At 73.9% G+C, this 16,474-nt stretch carries 15 protein-coding genes and 1 pseudogene; 11 read left to right on the top strand and 5 right to left on the bottom strand.

What is annotated here, in order from left to right; genetic code table 11:
- The first annotated feature begins 40 nt into the window (after window positions 1-40).
- The 6 genes from ACWEMJ_RS16295 to apyS all read left to right on the top strand — a co-directional run bounded on the left by ACWEMJ_RS16295 (window position 41) and on the right by apyS (window position 6,523).
- Window positions 41-1,402 carry a cytochrome P450 gene (locus ACWEMJ_RS16295; protein WP_452137702.1) on the top strand — a complete coding sequence of 454 codons (1,362 nt, stop codon included), beginning with the start codon at window positions 41-43 and terminating at the stop codon, window positions 1,400-1,402.
- A gap of 134 nt (window positions 1,403-1,536) precedes the next feature.
- Window positions 1,537-1,782: an aminopyruvatide family RiPP gene (apyA, locus tag ACWEMJ_RS16290; RefSeq protein WP_452137701.1), complete on the top strand. Its 246-nt coding sequence runs from the start codon at window positions 1,537-1,539 to the stop codon at window positions 1,780-1,782.
- Between the two features lie 74 nt (window positions 1,783-1,856).
- Entirely contained in the window at window positions 1,857-2,720 is an 864-nt protein-coding gene (apyH, locus tag ACWEMJ_RS16285; protein ID WP_452137700.1) for a multinuclear non-heme iron-dependent oxidative enzyme ApyH, read from the top strand.
- Complete coding sequence (gene apyI / locus ACWEMJ_RS16280; RefSeq protein WP_452137699.1) at window positions 2,717-3,583, top strand: RiPP maturation protein ApyI; 867 nt, start codon at window positions 2,717-2,719, stop codon at window positions 3,581-3,583. The genes apyH and apyI overlap by 4 nt, the downstream gene beginning before the upstream one ends.
- Complete coding sequence (gene apyD, locus ACWEMJ_RS16275; protein ID WP_452137698.1) at window positions 3,574-5,550, top strand: RiPP biosynthesis radical SAM protein ApyD; 1,977 nt, start codon at window positions 3,574-3,576, stop codon at window positions 5,548-5,550. The genes apyI and apyD overlap by 10 nt, the downstream gene beginning before the upstream one ends.
- Window positions 5,543-6,523 carry a RiPP biosynthesis methyltransferase ApyS gene (apyS, locus tag ACWEMJ_RS16270; RefSeq protein ID WP_452137697.1) on the top strand — a complete coding sequence of 327 codons (981 nt, stop codon included), beginning with the start codon at window positions 5,543-5,545 and terminating at the stop codon, window positions 6,521-6,523. Before apyD ends, apyS begins: the two co-directional genes overlap by 8 nt.
- 21 nt (window positions 6,524-6,544) lie before the next feature.
- Here apyS and ACWEMJ_RS16265 read toward each other — a convergent pair whose 3' ends face one another.
- Window positions 6,545-6,856, bottom strand: a complete 312-nt coding sequence (locus ACWEMJ_RS16265; RefSeq protein WP_452137696.1) for a hypothetical protein — start codon at window positions 6,854-6,856, stop codon at window positions 6,545-6,547.
- A gap of 325 nt (window positions 6,857-7,181) precedes the next feature.
- Here ACWEMJ_RS16265 and ACWEMJ_RS16260 point away from each other — a divergent pair, with 325 nt between their 5' ends.
- The 3 genes from ACWEMJ_RS16260 to ACWEMJ_RS16250 are packed head-to-tail and all read left to right on the top strand — an operon-like array spanning window position 7,182 to window position 10,368.
- Window positions 7,182-7,367 (top strand): hypothetical protein, encoded by a 186-nt coding sequence (locus ACWEMJ_RS16260; protein WP_452137695.1) that lies wholly within the window; start codon window positions 7,182-7,184, stop codon window positions 7,365-7,367.
- An 8-nt stretch (window positions 7,368-7,375) separates the two neighbouring features.
- Window positions 7,376-9,349 carry a hypothetical protein gene (locus ACWEMJ_RS16255; protein ID WP_452137694.1) on the top strand — a complete coding sequence of 658 codons (1,974 nt, stop codon included), beginning with the start codon at window positions 7,376-7,378 and terminating at the stop codon, window positions 9,347-9,349.
- Window positions 9,350-9,366: 17 nt separating this feature from the next.
- Complete coding sequence (locus tag ACWEMJ_RS16250) at window positions 9,367-10,368, top strand: hypothetical protein (RefSeq protein WP_452137693.1); 1,002 nt, start codon at window positions 9,367-9,369, stop codon at window positions 10,366-10,368.
- On the opposite strand, the gene ACWEMJ_RS16245 is transcribed toward ACWEMJ_RS16250, so the two are convergent.
- The 4 genes from ACWEMJ_RS16245 to ACWEMJ_RS16230 form a co-directional block, all read right to left on the bottom strand.
- Window positions 10,321-12,099, bottom strand: coding sequence for a hypothetical protein (locus ACWEMJ_RS16245; protein ID WP_452137692.1), 1,779 nt, complete (start codon window positions 12,097-12,099; stop codon window positions 10,321-10,323). The genes ACWEMJ_RS16250 and ACWEMJ_RS16245 overlap by 48 nt on opposite strands.
- Before the next feature lie 7 nt (window positions 12,100-12,106).
- On the bottom strand, window positions 12,107-13,378 hold the full coding sequence (locus ACWEMJ_RS16240; protein WP_452137691.1) for a radical SAM protein: 1,272 nt from the start codon (window positions 13,376-13,378) through the stop codon (window positions 12,107-12,109).
- On the bottom strand, window positions 13,375-14,664 hold the full coding sequence (locus ACWEMJ_RS16235; RefSeq protein ID WP_452137690.1) for a radical SAM protein: 1,290 nt from the start codon (window positions 14,662-14,664) through the stop codon (window positions 13,375-13,377). The genes ACWEMJ_RS16240 and ACWEMJ_RS16235 overlap by 4 nt, the downstream gene beginning before the upstream one ends.
- A gap of 164 nt (window positions 14,665-14,828) precedes the next feature.
- Entirely contained in the window at window positions 14,829-15,353 is a 525-nt protein-coding gene (locus ACWEMJ_RS16230) for a hypothetical protein (RefSeq protein WP_452137689.1), read from the bottom strand.
- A 251-nt stretch (window positions 15,354-15,604) separates the two neighbouring features.
- On the opposite strand from ACWEMJ_RS16230, the gene ACWEMJ_RS16225 reads away from it, so the two are divergent.
- Window positions 15,605-15,751: a hypothetical protein gene (locus tag ACWEMJ_RS16225; protein WP_452137688.1), complete on the top strand. Its 147-nt coding sequence runs from the start codon at window positions 15,605-15,607 to the stop codon at window positions 15,749-15,751.
- A gap of 385 nt (window positions 15,752-16,136) precedes the next feature.
- A pseudogene (locus tag ACWEMJ_RS16220) lies at window positions 16,137-16,474 on the top strand (hypothetical protein); the annotation flags it as partial.

Raw genomic sequence — 16,474 nt, 5'->3', positions numbered from 1 at the left:
TGCCGCAGCGTGCGCCACCGGCGGCTGCCAAGCTGGGCGCGTGCTCTCCCACCACAGCGGCCGACCCGTCGGCGCGGGCCAGTTCGGGGCGCTGCTCGCCGATCCGCTGGCGACGCTGCTGGCGGCCCGGCAGTCGCAGGGCGATCCGGCGGTGCTGACGGACGGGGTGCCGGTGTTCTCCCGGAACCTCGGCACCGCGGGGTGCGTCGCGGCCTTCGGCGCCGATGTCGTGCGCCAAGTCCTGCTGGACTCCTCGACGTTCGGCCCGCCGGCCACCATGGCCGAGCGGGACGGACTGCCGCCGGTGATCGGCGCGCTGAGCTCGGGGGTGTTCAGCATGAGCGGCGCCGTCCACCGCCACCGCCGCCGGGCGTTCGGACCGCTGTTCTCCCTCCGGTCGGCCGGGCGCTGCCCCGAAGCCGAGGCCGTGGCCGGGAGTTGGCGGCCGGGCGAGGCCATCGGCCTGGTGGCGGAGATGAACCGGCTGGCCCGGGCGATCGTCGCCCGCCTGCTGTTCGGCGCCGGGGGAGCGGCCCCCGTCCTCGGCGACGCCTGCCACCGGGTGTTCGCCCTGCGCCGCCAGTACGCGGCAACCGGCGCGTCGGACGGCGGACTCCGGGCCCGGCTGTACACCGAACTCGGCGCCGCCGGCGAAGAGTTGCACCAGGGCCTCCGGGCGCGGATCCACCACCACCGCACCTCGGGCGACGACGACGGCCTGCTGGCCCGGTTGAGCCGCGTCCGCGACCAGGCCGGGCGCCCGCTGCCGGAGGACGAACTCGCCGCCCACGGCAGCGCGCTCTTCCTCGCCGGCAGCGAGCCGCTCGCCGCGACACTGGTCTGGACCGTGCTGCTGCTGACCCAACTGCCCGCCGCACGAGCGCAGTTGTGCACGCGGCTGCGCTCGGCGGGGGATGCCCCGGGCCTGCTGGACGCGGTCGTGCGGGAGAGCCTTCGCGTGCTGCCGCCGAACGCCGTCATGGTGCGGGTGACCACCCGGGCCACCGTCCTCGGCGGACGCCCGCTGCCGCGGCGGTGCGAGCTGCTGATCTCCCCGTTCGCCTCCCACCGGGCCTTCGCGGGCGAGGCCCGGGCCGCGGGCTTCGACCCCGGCCGCTGGCGATCGGCGCGCCCCTCGGCCTTCGAGTACCTGCCGTTCGGCGCCGGGGCCCGCTCCTGCCTGGGCCGCAGGCCGGCCATGGAGGCGCTGACCGGCACCCTGGCGGCGATCCTCCGCCGCTGGGACCTGACCCTGGCCGGAGACCAGGAGATCGACTGGCGGCTGCGCGCGACGCTCGTCCCCGCGGGCGAGGTGCGCGTGCTGGTCCACGAGCCCGGCCGCGGCCCCGCCGCGGGCGGGCGGGTCGGCGGGCCGCTGCGCGCGCTGGTCCGACTGCCCTGATCCGCCCGGCCCGCCGCCGTCGGCCCATCCGAGCGACGCTAACTCGCCATCTGTGCCCGGTCCTTGACAATACGTCCGGATTTGCGGGCATATGGGTCATCCAGTGAGGTTCCTACCCGAAAGGGGTGATCTGTATGAGTCAGAAGAACGGCGGCGAGCCGTCCTCGGCGCGCGGTCCGACGGTGCGGGGAGTCGCGGCGGAACACCGCATCGAACTCCGCTCTCCGAAGGTCGAGCTCGGCTTCGAGCTCACCGACGAGAAGAAGGAGGCCATCGCGGCCTGCCTGCGCAACGGCAATCTCAAGATGACCGCGCACAACGCCAGCATCGACATCCTCGGCGGCAACATCCGTGCCGAGGACGGCTACCTCTGGGACTGACCGTGATGCCGACGGCCTCCCCGGCGGGTGTCCGGGGAGGCCGCCGGCCGACAGCAGGAGAGCTGAGGAGACGAGTGGAGTACTTCGACCCGGGCCGCACCGAAACCGCCGTCGGGATGGCCCACAGCCCGTACGTCTCGGAGCTCGTCGAGCGGCTGCCCGGCGCCCTCGACTACGTGGAGATCCCGTTCGAGCAGTTGCGGCACGCCCCCGCCACCGCCGACATCCAGCAGCACATCCCGCTCGTCCTGCACTGCGCGAGCATGTCGGTCGGCGGCTTCGTCCCGCCGGAGGAGAGCACCCTGGCCGCCGTCGAGCACTGGCGGCAGCGCACCCGCACCCCCTGGATCGGCGAACACCTCGCCTACATCAGGGCCGAGGCCACGGAGCCGGACGCCGCAGGCCGCGGGGCGGCCGCCGACCCCACGTCCCTGACCTACACGGTCTGCCCGCAGTTGAGCGAGCAGAGCCTGGAGCAGGTCCTCGACAACCTGAAGCCGCTCCAGGACCGCTACCCCGTGCCGATCATCCTGGAGAACCCGCCCCAGTACTTCCCGGTGCCGGGCAGCACCATGTCACTGGTCGAGTTCACCGCACGGCTGTGCGACCGCAACGACCGGCTGGACCTGCTGCTCGACCTCACGCACTTCCTGATCTCGGCGATCAACCTCGGCTTCGACGCCTCCCGCGAACTGGAACGGCTCCCGCTGGAGCGGGTGGTGGAGGTGCACCTCTCCGGCCTGAAGTCCCAGTCCGGGACGGCCTGGGACGACCACGCGCAGCCCGCCCCCGAACCCGTCTTCGACCTGCTGGCCCAGGCCCTGCGCCGGTCCCGGCCCCGGGCGGTGACCTTCGAGTACAACTGGGCCCCGCACCTCCCCGAACTCGGCCCGCTGCAACAGCAGTTGCGACGCGTGCGCGACCTGGTGGGCACATGAGCGAGCGCACCGGCCCGCTCACCGGCCCCCGGGTCCACGCCCACATCGCCGCAGGCCTCGCCGACCCCGGCCTCATCGACAGCTGGACGGCCCGGAACGGCGGCGGCGGGACGGAACAGGACGCGGCGGTCATCGACGCCATCGACCTGGCCGCGCTGCGCCGCTTCGCCGGCTTCGTCACCATGGTGCGCCAGAACCCGCTGCGCCGGATCCTCCCCCTCACCCTGCGGGCGCTCGCCGAGGCCGACCTCGAAATCGAGGCCTTCGCCGCCTACGCGCCCCACTTCGCCCGGCTGTCCCGAACCGCCGGCCCGGACCTGCGCGGCCGGCTGACCGCCTTCGCCGACTTCCTGGACGGGTGGCTCGTCGACGACGACCCGGTGCACGCGGTGATCCGGGACGCCCTGGGCCACGAACTCACCGTCGAACGCCTCCGTCACGCCGAGGGCGGGCCCGCCGCCGCCCCCTCCGCGCCGCACCGCGGCGCCGTCCCGCGGCGGACCGGCGCGCAGGCGATCCGCACGGCGCGCCACCACCCCCGCGCGCTGGCCGAGTTGATCGAATCCGGCGGCCTCGCCACCGGACGCCCGCCGCGCCCGGACCGCCCCACCCTGCTGTACTGGCGCGACGAACCCACCCGGCAGGTCCGCGTCACCGAGGTCACGCCGCTCGCCGCGCACCTGCTCGCGCTGGTCGACGGCCGCACCACCGTCGGCGGCCTCGCCCGCCGACTGACCGCCGCCACCGGCGAACCCTGCGACGCCGACCAACTGGCCGTCGCACTCCAGGAATTCACCGACCTGCACCTGCTGACCCTCGGCGGTGCGGCCCCGTCCCCGATCGGAGAGCACCGGTGCGGCTGACCCTCGCCGACAACATGGTCCTGCCCGGCCACCACGACCTCGGAGCCCTCGACGTCCACCCCCACCTCGGGCTGATCTCGCTCGCCGCGGTCGCCCGCCGGGCCGGCCACGACGTCACCGTGTACGACCCCAAACGCCTCGTCCGCACCGGCCGACTCGACTACGACGCCACCCTGTACCGGCGCGCCGCCGACGCCCTGCTCGCCGACCGGCCGGACGCGATCGGCTTCACCACGCTCGGCTGCAGCTTCATCTTCGCGCTGCGGGTCGCCGAACAGCTCAAACGCACTGCGCCCGAGCTGCCCGTCCTGCTGGGCGGGCCGCACGCGACCATGCTGCACCGGCAGATCCTGGAACGCTTCCCCTGCTTCGACGTCGTCGTGCGCCACGAGGCCGAGGAGACCCTCCCGGCCGTCCTGGAGAGCCTGCCGCGGCGCGGCTTCGAGCACGTCCCCGGCATCTCCTGGCGGACCGCGCCGTTCGCCGCCGAGCTGCGCTCCACCGAGGGCCGCCCGCTGGTCTCCGACCTCGACACCCTCCCCGAGCCCGCCTACGACCTGTACCCGGTCGACGAACTCCCGCTCGACTACCTGAGGGTGGAAGCCGGCCGGGGCTGCCCGTTCAGCTGCACCTTCTGCTCGACCGCCACCTTCTTCCAGCGCTCCTACCGGCTGAAGACGCCCGGCCGACTGGTCACCGACCTCGACCGGCTCCACGACCGTTACGGTGCAAGGGACTTCAAGCTGGAGCACGACCTCTTCACGGTCAACCGCCGCAAGGTCGTGGACTTCTGCGACGCCGTGCGCGGCCGCGGCTACACCTGGCGGGTCTCCGCCCGGGTGGACTGCGTGGACGCCGAACTGCTGGAGCGGATGGCCGAAGCCGGCTGCGTTTCTCTCTACTTCGGCATCGAGACCGGCTCGCCGCGCCTGCAGCACGTCATCAAGAAGCGGCTCGACCTCGGCCTCCTCGACGCGGCGCTCGACCGCACCGAACGCCTCGGCATCGCCGCCACCGTCTCCTTCATCACCGGCCACCCCGAGGAGGAACCCGCCGACCAGGACGCCACCCTCGACCTCCTCGGCGACTGCCTGCGCCGCCCCCGCCGGGCCTGCACCACCCAACTGCACGTCCTGCTGCCCGAACCGGGCACCGCCCAGTACGCGGCGCGCGGCGACACCCTGCGGTACGACGGCTACCGCACCGAGTTCAACGGCTGGCTGCTCGACCCGCAGGACGAGACCCGGGTCCGCGAACACCCGGACCTCTTCCCCACCTACCACTACTACCCGGGCGCGATGCCGCGCGGCCACCACGTCTTCGCCGTCGACCTGCACCAGGCCCTCACCGAGCTCGGGCACACCGTCGCCCGCTACCTGCTGCGGCACTTCGACGGGCGGCTGAGCGTGTTCGCCGCCCGGGCCCGCGGGTGGCGGGAGGAGACCGGGTGGGACGGCCCGGTGGACACCGGATTCGTCCGCGCCTTCGTCGACCACGCGCTCGGCGAGCGGCACCACGCGCACTCGCTCGTCCGCTACGCGCGCGGCCTGCGGGCCGCCCGGCCGCTGCCCGGACCGCCGGCCGCCCGCGCCGAGGACGGCGGACCGAGGTACGCGCTGGCGCCGGGCGCCGTCCTGCTCGACGGCATCCACGACTGCGCGGCGCTGCTCGACCGCATCCGCGCCCTGCCGGCCGACGCCCCGCCGCTCACCGAGCGGGAGGCCGGCGAGCTCGGCTGCCGCGTCCTGCTCGCCGCCGGATCCGGCTGCCGCGACTACGCGATCGACCCGGCCACCCACGCCGTCCTCAGCCTGTTCCGGACCCCGAGCACGCAGCAGACGGTCCGCGCCGCCATCGGCGAGCTCACCGGCGGCTGGGAGCCGGACGAGGACCACCTGCGGCGGCTCGCCGACGCCGGCCTCCTCGTTCCCGCCGGCCGCCCGGTCGAGGCGGGCGTCCATGGCTGAGCGACTGTCGGCCCTCGACCTGGTCGAGGGCTTCCACCTGGCCCACGCGGTGGCCGCGCTGCACGAGGAGGGCGTGCTCGCCGCGCTGGAGCACCCCGGGCCCGCCGAGCAGGTGGCCGGCCGGACGGGGCTCGACCCGGCCTGGCTGCGCACGCTGCTCGACTACACCGCCGCCCGCACCGACCTGCTGGAACACACCCCGGACGGCTACCGGGCCACGGCGCGGTACGACGCGCAGGCCCGCGGCCTGCTCGACCAGTACATCGGCGCCTACGGCCCGAACGCCCGGCAGCTGCGCGCCCTTCTGCGCGACCCGCGGCCGGCCCCGGACGCCGTCGACCGGGCCCGGCACGCCGCCGCGTTCGCCGCGCTCGACCGCTCCCCGGCCCTGGGGCTGTTGGCCGAGTTCGCCGACCGGCTCGGCCTCGACCGGCTGCTCGACCTCGGCTGCGGGACGGGCACCCTGCTGCGGGACCTCGCCGAACGCAGCCCGGACTTCACCGGCTGGGGCCTCGACGCCAACGCCGCCATGTGCGAACGGGCCCGCCGCAGCCTCACCGAAGCGGGCCTGGCCGCCCGGGTGACGGTGCTCCACGGCGACTGCACCCGGCTGGCGCGGACGCTCCCGGCCGAGCTCCGGGAGCGGATCGGGGCGATCTCCGCGACCAGCCTGCTGAACGAGTTCTTCGCGGACGGCAAGGCGGCCGCGGTGGCCTGGCTCCGCGCCCTGCGGGAGCTGTTCCCGGGCCGCGCGCTGCTCGTCGCGGACTACTACGGCCAGGTCGGCCGCCGCGAACCGCCCTGGCCGCGGATGCACGCCCTGCACGACGTCGTCCAGGTGATCTCCGGCCAGGGCGTCCCCCCGGGCGACCGGGCGGGCTGGGTGGCGGTGTACGAGGAGGCCGGCTGCGTGCCCGTCCACCTGATCGAGGACCGCGCGGGCACGTTCTTCATCCACCTGCTGCGGCTGTGAACCCGGCGCCCCCCGGGGCTGTCACTGCGGCGCGTGCTTGTACATCCACAGGTAGACCCGGCGCTCCTCCGGCACGGACACGGCGACGATGCAGATCGGGCTGGCCCCGATCCCCACGTGGTGGTTGGCGATCGTCGACGTCACGGTCCAGTCCCGCTCGACGCCCGGGACCTCGTCCGCCAGCACCTTGACGGGCTCGCGCAGGAAACGGCCGAACTCCTCGCTCTCGCTCTTCCATTCGCGCCAGTACATGCTCCACGGCTCGGCGCGGATATCGTCCGAAACGTCGTCGATACACTTCCACCGGCCCGAACCGGTCGATTTCTCGGTCATTGCTGGAATCCTCTCCTGGGCCCGTTGTGGGCACCCGGGCACGAGTACATCCTCCGGCCCAGGGAGCTGCAACACGGAGAACGGGCGACCGGGGCAGTGCCATTCGTGCGCCGACGAATCGAACCGGGTGCGACACCCCGGCCCACCTGCGCCCGGGCGCGGCGGCGCAGGGTGAGCCATTCGGGTTCAGCCGGGCCGATCCGGCAATCCATCGGTTGACGGCCGGGGCGTCGCGGTGCAATCGTCGAGCCACCGCGCTTTCCACTTCCGTTTGGAGATCCCGATGACTGGCAAGGAAAAGGAATTCAAGCTGACAATTCAAGTCGTGCTTGACGAGTCGCACCCGATCATCAAAGAGAATGTCGGCCTCATCACCAAGCAGATCGGTGAGGCGCTGCTGCGGGACGAGGGATACACGGACCAGCGGCACACCCTCGCCCAGACCCTCGGCCTGCCCTCGGACACCCCTGTTCGGCTGCACGTGCACGCCGTCGAGAGCCGCAAGAAGTAGCCGCGTCGATGACCGGGTCCCACCGCGGCCACGCGGCCGGTCCGACGCTCGACGACCCCCTTGCGGAGTACCTCCGCAGACTGGATTCCGGCCCGGTCGGACTCCAGCTCCTGGCGTGCCGCGAGGCGCTGACCCGTGAGGTCCCCACCGGGGCACCGCCCAGCAGAGCGCGGAGCCGTGCGTTCTCGGCTCCGCGCCTCTCGTTCAGCACCCTCGACCGGGCCGGGACGCTCGGCCTCGTCGCCCCACAGGTGGAACTCGCCGGCCGCCACCGGACCGCCGACGCCTCGGCGGCCTCCGCGCTGGCCGGGCTCACCCGCCGTCTCGACCGGATCTGCGGCCTCGCCACGCCGTGGTCGTGCTACGACTCGGTCCTCGAACGGCTGCTCCCCGCCGAAGCGCCGGGTTCCGCCGCGCCCCTGGTCTCCGTCGCAGTCGGCTTCACCGCGCACGCACGGGCCTCGCTGCGCCTGACGACCCGCCACGCCCGCTGGGACACCCCGGCCGGGCACCGCCTCGCCGAGCAGGTCGCCCGCCGGTGCGGACACCGGGACACCGAAGCCCTGTCGCGCCTGCTGGCGGCGCCCGCCGACTCCCGCCGACTCCTGGGCATGTCCGTCCGCTTCGGCTCCGGCCGAGCCCACCGGGCCGCGCTCCACCTCGCCGGCGCCTCGCTCCAAGATCTGACGGCGCACACCGGCACCCGCTGGGCCGCGGACCGGCTCGACGACTTCGTCTCCCGCTTCCGCCGGGTGTCGTACGAGGTCGAGCTCCCGTCCGCGGCCGGCGGCCCGTTCGTGCTCACCGCCGCCGTCGAGTGCCCCCCGACGGGCGATCCGGCCGACTTCGGCGCCCTCGACCGCCTGCTGCACGCCCTCCGGCTCCACCCGGTCGGCCTCCGGCTGTGCGAGGACCTCCTGGAGGGGCCGCCGGACGCCCTCCGCCTGTCCGTCACCACCGACGCCCGGACCTCGGTCACCGTCGAGGCCAGGCCCGCGCCTCCCCGCCCTGCCGTCGGCCCCGTGCGCTTCGCCGGCAACGCGCCGTCCTGGTCGGCAGCGGTCCGCCGGGCGGCCCGGTACCTGCTCGACGCGCAGTGCGGCGGAGGCGGCTGGTGGGACCTCGCCGTGTCGGCCGGGGCGTCCGGGGCGTGGCTGAGCGCGGTCGTCGGCCTGGCGCTCGGATCCGTGCCACCGGGGCTCGTCGACCCGCCGGCCGACCTCCCCGGCGCCCTGGAACGGTGCGCCGACTACCTGCGCAGCGTCGAACTCCCCGGCGGCTGGGCCTGGAACGAGGCCCTCGACCCGGACTGCGACTCGACCGCGCACGCGGTGCTGTTCCTGCACGCCCACGGCGGCGGCGTGGCCCCGGCGACACTCGCCGCACTCACCGGATTCCAGTCCCCGACCGGCGAATTCCTCACCTACCGAGACGCCCCGCCCGGCCACTCCTGGGGGCGCGTCCACCACGACGTCCATCCCGCGGCCGTGCGGGCCCTGGCCGCCGTCCGCGGCCCCGCGGACAGCTCCGTCGCCGCCGGCCTGGCGACCATGACGGCCGGACTGGAGCTGAACCCGCCCTGGCCGGCGTTCTGGTGGCGCACGACGGTGTACGGCGCCTACGTCACCCTGCTCTGCCTCGCCGACCTCGACCTGCTCACCCGGCTGCCCCCGGCCGCGCGCGAGCGCGTCGCCGCCCACCTGCGGACGTCCGATCCCCTGGAGACCGCGCTCGGCTGCTCCGTGGCCGCCCTCCTCGGCCTGGACTCCCGCCCCCGGTTCGCCGCCCGCCTGCTGCGGACCCAGCGCGCGGACGGAAGCTGGCAGAGCACCCCCGCGCTGCGCGTCGTCGCCGCCGGCTGCGCCGAACCCTGGCGGCCCGAACTGGCGGCCGCCGCCGGCCCGGTGTACGCGGAGACCCGTCGGATCTTCAGTACGGCGATGGCCCTGACCGCGCTGCTCCGCAGCGGACCAGGACGATGAGAGGATCGGTGCGTTCCATGCGCTGGCTACGGTCGATGGCGGAGCACGTCGGCTGCGTGCGCGACCGCTGGCCGCTGCGCGGTCTCGCGGCCCGGCCGCCCGCCCAGGACGTCCGGCTCAGCGGCGAAGTCCCCGACGGCTTCCTCATCGGCACCAGCGCGGCCGGTCTCCTGCTGGTGCGCGACGGCCGCGCCGAGCGCCTCCTGGACGGCAGTTGGTACTACGGACTGACCCGGGACGCGGACACCTGGTACGCCTTCGAGCGGACCGGCCGCCACGGCCGCATCGTCCGGTTCGGCCTCGACCACCCCGGCGTCCGCACCGCACTGTGGGGCCTGGACTTCGGCGTCCACCAGATCGACGTGGTGGCAGGAGACCTCCTGGTGACCGACACCCACCACAACCGGCTGCTCGCCTACCCGACGACCGGGCTGCGAACGCCCCGCCTCTGGTGCCGGACCGCCGCCCGGGCGCTGCCCGCCGGGCCGCTGCGCGACGGTCGGGCCTCGCTGAACTACGCGCACTTCAACTCCGTGTTCGGCACCGGCGATTCACTCCACCTGGTCGCCCACAACGACGGCCGGCGCACCGGTCGGGACAGCGAACTCTACACAGTGGACCGGGAGTTCACCGTCCGCTCGATCCGCCGGCTGGGCGGCACCAGCTGCCACAACTACTGCCGGTACCGGTCCGGCGGCACGGAGGAGGAGGTGTACCTGCGCAGCGACGCCGGCGAGGTCGTGGTGAACGGCACGGTCGCCCACCGCTCCCGCCACTTCCTGCGCGGCCTGGCCGTCGGGCACGACGTCCGGCTGGTCGGCGCCTCCGAGCGGCGCGGACCGAACCGGCACACCGACGGCGACCCCGGCAACGGCGGCGTCCTCGTCTTCGACCGGTCGTGGAAGAGGATCGGCAGCGTGTCCGTGCCGCGCAGCCAGATCTTCGAGCTGCGCCTGACCGACGAGTGCGACTCAGGCCTCTCCGCGCCGGCCCGGACGGAGGCGGTCCAGGGCGCGTAGCACCACGGCGGTGGTGGCCGCACGGTGGCCGAACCAGGTGCGGTGGCCGTCGCAGACCAGCGGGGCCCAGCACCAGGCGCCGTCCGGGTAGCGCATCTCCGCCAGCGCACGGGCGACCCGGCGGGCGTCGGCGGGCCCCGCGGCGGCTCCGCCCAGTGCGCCCAGGGCGAGGACGGCGAGCCCGGTCTCCAGCGCCTCCGGGCCCGCCGCCCCCCACATGCCGTCGTCCCGGCGCCGGTCGAGGACCGCGGAGCGCAGACGCCGCGCCGCCGCCGGGCCGTCCCACTGCCGCAGGACCGCCGCCCGCGACGCCAGGTACAGCGGCAGCACCGACTGGCAGCCGGCCGCGCAGGCCGGCAGGTCGGAGTCGAAGAGCCAGGACCGGAGGAAGTCCCGGGTCGCGCCCCGATCCGCCTCCACCGACGGCACCGCCGCGAGGCCGCCGACCGCGCTGAGGGTGGCCGTCGGATCGGCGCGCCCGGACCACTGCCCGCCCGCCCACGCCAGGCCCCCGCCCCGGACCGGCACGACGGCCGAGGACCGGGCGGAGGCGGACGCCTTCCCGGACAGGGCCGCCACCAGCAGCTCCGCCCCGACGTGGCTCCGGCCTTCGCAGACCCCCGCCGTCGAACGGGCCTCGGCCGGCAGCACCTCGGCCCCGGGACCACGGCTCGCGGCGGACCGCCGAGGACGCGCCTGCGGAACCGGCAGCACCGGCGCGCTGTAGTAGACGTTGAGGTACGGCCCGTGCCGGGCGTCCACCGTCAGGCCGACATAGCGCAGCAGACCCGGATCGGCGAACAGGTCCGCGGTCTCCCGCCGCCCCGGGACGGCCCCGAAGCGGCGCTCCAGGGCGTCCAGGTCCGGGGTGGTGAACCGCCCGTGGCCGTGCACCGACACATCGCACTTCACCGACCCCACCGCGCCCCCGTCCAGGCCGACGGAGAGCAGCAACGGCTCCGCCGGACCGCCCGGTTCGAGCCCGAACCCGCGGAGGAACCCGACCACGTCCGCGGTGTGCGACGACCGGTCCGTGCGGTCCAGCAGCAGCGCGAGCCTGCGGGACGCCACCGACCGCACGTTGAAGTGCAGCCGCGCGGTACGGACCGCTCCCTCCGCGAAGTCCAGGGACAGCCCGATGGGCGTCGCCCACAGCCCCATCAGGTCGGCGAGCTCCCGGACGGCCGCGGCGTCCGCCGGAAGGCCGAGGTCGTCGAGGATGCCGATCGCCCGGCCGTAACGATCCCCGGCCGGCCGGTTGTGCAGATTGACGTACGCCCGGACACCGACCCGCTCGCCGTCCGTGCGCAGGGCGAGCCACACCGCGGCGTTCCACCGCAGCCGGGTCAGCTCCCCGCCGGGCGGAAACGCCCCGGCCACCGCCTGCGCCGCCCGCTCCGGCTCCCGGTAGCAGCCGAACCGCGCCAGCAGGCGCGCCAGCGACCGGGCCCCGAGATGGCAGCGCCCGACCGCCCCGCCGCCGGGCTCCAGCGGCTCGGACAGCAGACGCAGCGCCGGCCGCCGCCCGGGGCGGCCGGTGAAGGAGATCTCGGCGGGGACGGCGCTGCCGCTGACGGCACTGACGACCGCGGCGCCGCCGACCCCCGGCACGCCCAGACAGTCCAGGTACGCCGACACGACGGCGTCCACCCCGGGCAGGCCCAGGCGGGCGGCCGTCGCGCGGGCCGCCGCCAGGATCCTGGTGTGCTGCGCATCGCCTCCGAGCAGCATCCCGCGGCTACCGCGTGCCCAGGCTGCGCAGCGGGACGAAGGCGACGCGGCCGCCCTCGGCGGCCAGCTGCTTGCTCGCCGCCGTGCCGGGGCAGCCGGACGTGCCGCAGCCACCGCCGGAACTGCTGTCGCGGAGCGTCCGGAACCAGCTGAACACCGGGTCGCGCAGCCACGCCGTCATCGGGGCCGTCCGACGGAAGTTCGGCGCCGCCGGCACACCCGACAGCGTGTCGCACGGCAGCATCGTCCCGTCCGCCTTGATGACCATGGCGGTCTGCGCCGCCTGGCAGTGCAGGTCCTCCTGGAGCTCGGGCTGCACCTCGTCCCCGGTGAGCTTGCCGTCGATGACCAGCCTGCCCGCGTACTCGACGCGCAGCCGGTCCCGGGCGCTCGCGAACTCGGCCAGCTCCGCGTGTCCGAGGACGAAGGGGGCGTCCGCACCGGGCCGGCCGCTGAACGTCACCGGCTTGTACGCCAGCACGTCGACGCCCAGTTCCGCCGCCAGCCGCGCCAGGTCGTCCATCTGGGCGAGGGAGCCGCGGTGGATGCCCACGTTGAGCACCAGGGTCTTCGGGCGGCAGTCCCTGAGCATCCGCAGGGACTTGACGACCCGCTCGAAGCTGCCCCGGCGCTGGCGGAGGTGGTCGTGGGTGCCGGCGTCCACACCGTCGAGGCTGACGGACAGCTGGAGCACCGTGCCGTTGCGGATCGCCTCGGCGAGGGCGTCGGAGACGTGCCAGGCGTTGGTCGAGATCTTCACGCCCATGCCGTACCTGCGCGCGAGGTCGAGGATCGTCGGGAAGACCGGGTCGATCGTCGGCTCGCCGCCGGTCAGGTTGAGGATCGTCACCCCCCAGCGCCCCAGGTAGTCGACCAGCGCGACCTTCTCGCTCTCGTCGAGTTCGTTCGGATCGCGCAGCGCGGAGTCGTTGTAGCAGTGCAGGCAGCGGAGGTTGCAGAGCTTGGTGACGATCAGCGACACCTCGCGCGGCCGGACCGGCGGGGTGTCCGGAGCGAGCAGCGAGTCGTAGTCGAGGAAGCGGCTGAGCCTGCCCTCGTCGCACAGGGCGAACCGGGCCAGCTGGCCGAACGCGGCCTCGCGGAAGTCCGGCCGCCCGCCCGCGTCCTCGCCGGGGCCCTGCGCGAGGCGGTGCGCGGCGTGCAGCAGGTCCGGGGCGAACGGGAGGTCCCGCTCGGCGCCGTCGGCCCCGTCCAGGCTCAGCCGCGGCGCCGTCGAAGTCTCGGTGACCCGGAACCGGGGGAAGGAAACAGTCGTCATGACGACCGCCTGGCGGCCGCCGGGACGGGAGCACCGGCCATCTCCGCGCGCAGCGCCTGGCGGCGCTCGGTGTGCGCGGCGCAGTACCGCAACAACCCGGGGCCGAGATCGGGATCGCTCAGGGCCCACATCAACTCGATGATCCAGGCGTAGTGGAAGGCGCACTCCTCACCGGCGGGCACCAGCGGGTCACCGGACTGGAGGATGGCGCTCCCCGGGCAGGTCCCGTTGCAGTGCGCGCCCACGTCGCACGAGCGGCACGGTTCGACCGGATGCCGCGGGCGCCTGACCAGCGCGCCGAGCCGGGTCTGCGGAGAAGCCAACTGGGCGGAGTACGCCGCCGGATCGGGCGCGTAGTACCCCAGGTCGAAGATCGAGTCGCACGGACCCACCTCGCCGCTGGGCAGGACCGTGACCACGCTGCGCCCGGCGCCGCACGGCGACGTCATGCAGGTGAGCTCCGCCTGCCGGGCCGTCACCTGGTGCACCCACTCGATCAGCGTCCAGACCGCGAGGTCGTTCAACTCGCCCGCCACGATGTCCCGCACCACCGCGGCCAGCATCCGGACCAGCTGCTGGGGGCCGGCCCCGCGGGCTCCCGGCCCCACCTCCTGCATGAACGACAGCGAGAGACTGCGGAACCCGTCCTGCTGGGCGCGCACCAGCGCCTTGGGCAGGGTCGCCACGTTGTGGCTGCCGACGGTCACCAGGAGCCCGAGCCGGTCCGCCGACAGCCCCTCGATCTCGTCGATCCGCTGCCGCAGCAGCGCGTACGGCTCCGGCCTGCCGCCCACGATCCGCAGGGCGTTGGCCTCGCGGTCGACCCCGTCGACGCTGACCGACAGCCCGACCCCGTGGGAGTTGAGGAAGGCGACGATCTCCTCGGTGAGGAGGCTGCCGTTGGTCTGCACGGTGAACTGGACACGCTCGGGCCCGTACGCCGAGTACTCCTCGACCAGCGCTCTGATCTCGTCGAACTCCTGGAGCGGCTCACCGCCGTGGCACAGGACGTGGATGCGGCCCGAACGTGTCGCCAGCGCCTCGTCGAGCACCGCCCGCACGGACGCGTTGCGCTTCGCCGACTCCTTCGGCCGGGCGAAGGAACGGTCGTAGCAGTAGACGCAGCGGAAGTTGCAGGCGTCCGTCAACTTGTAGATGACGAAGAGCGCATCCGACTCCTCCTGCGCGGCCGCCGCCCGCTCGCCCAGGAGCCGGTCGCGGAACTCCGCGACGGAGGGGGCGCAGTCCGGCGCCGTCACCTCCAGCAGCCCGGGGCGATTCGTCACTCCCCATGCGCCGGATTCCGCATTGACGAGCAGAAATCGGCCTCGACGCCGGTCGGCGACCCGAATCGGGCCGAGGACGGGCGCATCGAGCGTGGGCATCGGGCGTCTCCTTTTGTATGTGCGGCTTTTTTCGTGCGCATGAGATGTCGGATGTCGGGCGGCTTTTACCAGGGCCAGCTGCTACAGCCCTTGCTCCAGCTGTAATAGCCCGCCTCGCAGTACTGCTGCGTCATGCCCGACGGGCCGGTCAAAGGATCGGCCCCCGTACCGAATCGGAGATCGAATTTCATGGCGCGGCCGGGAGCGCCGAGCACGCGGACCACTTCCTCCGGCACCTCCAGCGACTGCACGGACTCGTACAGCACGTCGGCCAGCGCGTCCGCCACCGCGTCCAGGCGCTGGCGCGACAGCTCCGGCCCGCCGCCGATGGTCACCCGGACGGGCAGCGCGTGGTCCGCGGAAGCCGCGGTTGCCGCCGCCGGCACCACCTGCACGGAGATCTCCGCCGGGACGGGGGCCGGCAGGCCCAGCAGGTCCGCGACCTCTTCGCCGCCCCGGATCCGCTCCAGCGCGGAGGCCAGGGTCCGGGAGATCGCGAGCGAGACCCGGTCGATTCCGACCCGGTCCAGTTCCGCCGCCACCAATACCTCAAGTTTCACGTCGAAATTCTCGACCTGGACTGTCGTCATTTCGCCACCTTCCAACCTTTGGGGTGAAGATTTCCGGCACATGCCGCACGGCACATTGGTCATGAGCGTAGTGACGGCCATGTCGAATACCAGCCGTGAGCGTTCGGCTTCAACCAGTCGTGTGGAAACATTCACCCGTTCGGTTCTGCGGCGGCCGCGGGTGGCGAAAGGGCCGGTCAGCGGCCGAGGACGCGGGCGGCGTTCTCCTTGAGGATCAGGGGGCGGCGCGAACACCTGCAGGCTCGGGCGAGGTGAGCGGCGTCGAACTCCAGGACCGCGAGTTCGTCGGCGCCGTCCGCGAGGGCCGGGAGGTGAACGCCTCCATCGCCCAGGTGATGCCCTGTTACCGGACGCCGGCGGACCTGGAGAAGCAGCTCGCCGCTGCCGCGGGCGTGTGAGCGCGGTGGAGTGCGTTCGCACCGTCGGGCGGTTCGATGGAGCCACGGATATGACAAACCGATAAGCCTGCGGCGTGGTTGCGCATAGTCACCACCATGACGAGACATTCCCGCGGGCCGTTGCGGCACTGGTCCCGCACAGCCCGTTTCTTCGGCGCCGTCGCGACCCTCGGGCTGATCGGCGCGGGCCTGACCGCCTCCCTGACGGCCCAGGCTTCCGCACCCGCCAGGCCCCGCGTCGCTGTTGGAGGAGGACTTCACGGGGGCCACTGCGGATTCGAGGTTCGTCGCGGTCGGGTCCGCCTGTCTGACGGGCGCGCCGAGTGCGGCTCTCGGGCCGGACGGCCGTCCGCTCGGCGGCTGCCCGGAGGCCGAGGTCGGGCCGGTGCCGCCGTTGGACGCCTCGCCGTTCGGCTACCTGCGGGTGACCGACGCGGGCAACGACCGCAACGGCGCGGTCCTGTTCGACCAGGCCCTGCCCGCCGGCAACGGGCTGGACGTGACCTTCGACCAGTGGCAGTACGGGAGCACCACGCCCGCCACCCCGGCCGACGGGATCGCGTTCTTCCTGGTCAACGGCGATGTCTCGCTCACCCACCCGGGCGCGTTCGGCGGCAGTCTCGGCTACGCGCAGAAGCTCCCCGACGACGATCCGAACCTGACGTTCCTGCCCGGCGTCGACCGGGGCTACCTCGGCGTCGGACTCGACGTCCTGGGCAACTA

This window comes from Kitasatospora sp. NPDC004531, from assembly GCF_053602195.1.
The sequence above is the reverse complement of the archived record's forward strand: the minus strand, read 5'-3'. Positions and strand labels throughout refer to the sequence as shown.

What these genes read in the sequence shown, in the direction of transcription:
- ACWEMJ_RS16230 (WP_452137689.1), bottom strand. Translation starts at nt 15,353, where the DNA reads ATGACGACAGTCCAGGTCGAGAATTTCGACGTGAAACTTGAGGTATTG.
- apyI (WP_452137699.1), top strand. Translation starts at nt 2,717, where the DNA reads ATGAGCGAGCGCACCGGCCCGCTCACCGGCCCCCGGGTCCACGCCCAC.
- ACWEMJ_RS16240 (WP_452137691.1), bottom strand. Translation starts at nt 13,378, where the DNA reads ATGACGACTGTTTCCTTCCCCCGGTTCCGGGTCACCGAGACTTCGACG.
- ACWEMJ_RS16265 (WP_452137696.1), bottom strand. Translation starts at nt 6,856, where the DNA reads ATGACCGAGAAATCGACCGGTTCGGGCCGGTGGAAGTGTATCGACGAC.
- ACWEMJ_RS16245 (WP_452137692.1), bottom strand. Translation starts at nt 12,099, where the DNA reads ATGCTGCTCGGAGGCGATGCGCAGCACACCAGGATCCTGGCGGCGGCC.
- apyA (WP_452137701.1), top strand. Translation starts at nt 1,537, where the DNA reads ATGAGTCAGAAGAACGGCGGCGAGCCGTCCTCGGCGCGCGGTCCGACG.
- apyS (WP_452137697.1), top strand. Translation starts at nt 5,543, where the DNA reads ATGGCTGAGCGACTGTCGGCCCTCGACCTGGTCGAGGGCTTCCACCTG.
- ACWEMJ_RS16250 (WP_452137693.1), top strand. Translation starts at nt 9,367, where the DNA reads ATGCGCTGGCTACGGTCGATGGCGGAGCACGTCGGCTGCGTGCGCGAC.
- ACWEMJ_RS16255 (WP_452137694.1), top strand. Translation starts at nt 7,376, where the DNA reads ATGACCGGGTCCCACCGCGGCCACGCGGCCGGTCCGACGCTCGACGAC.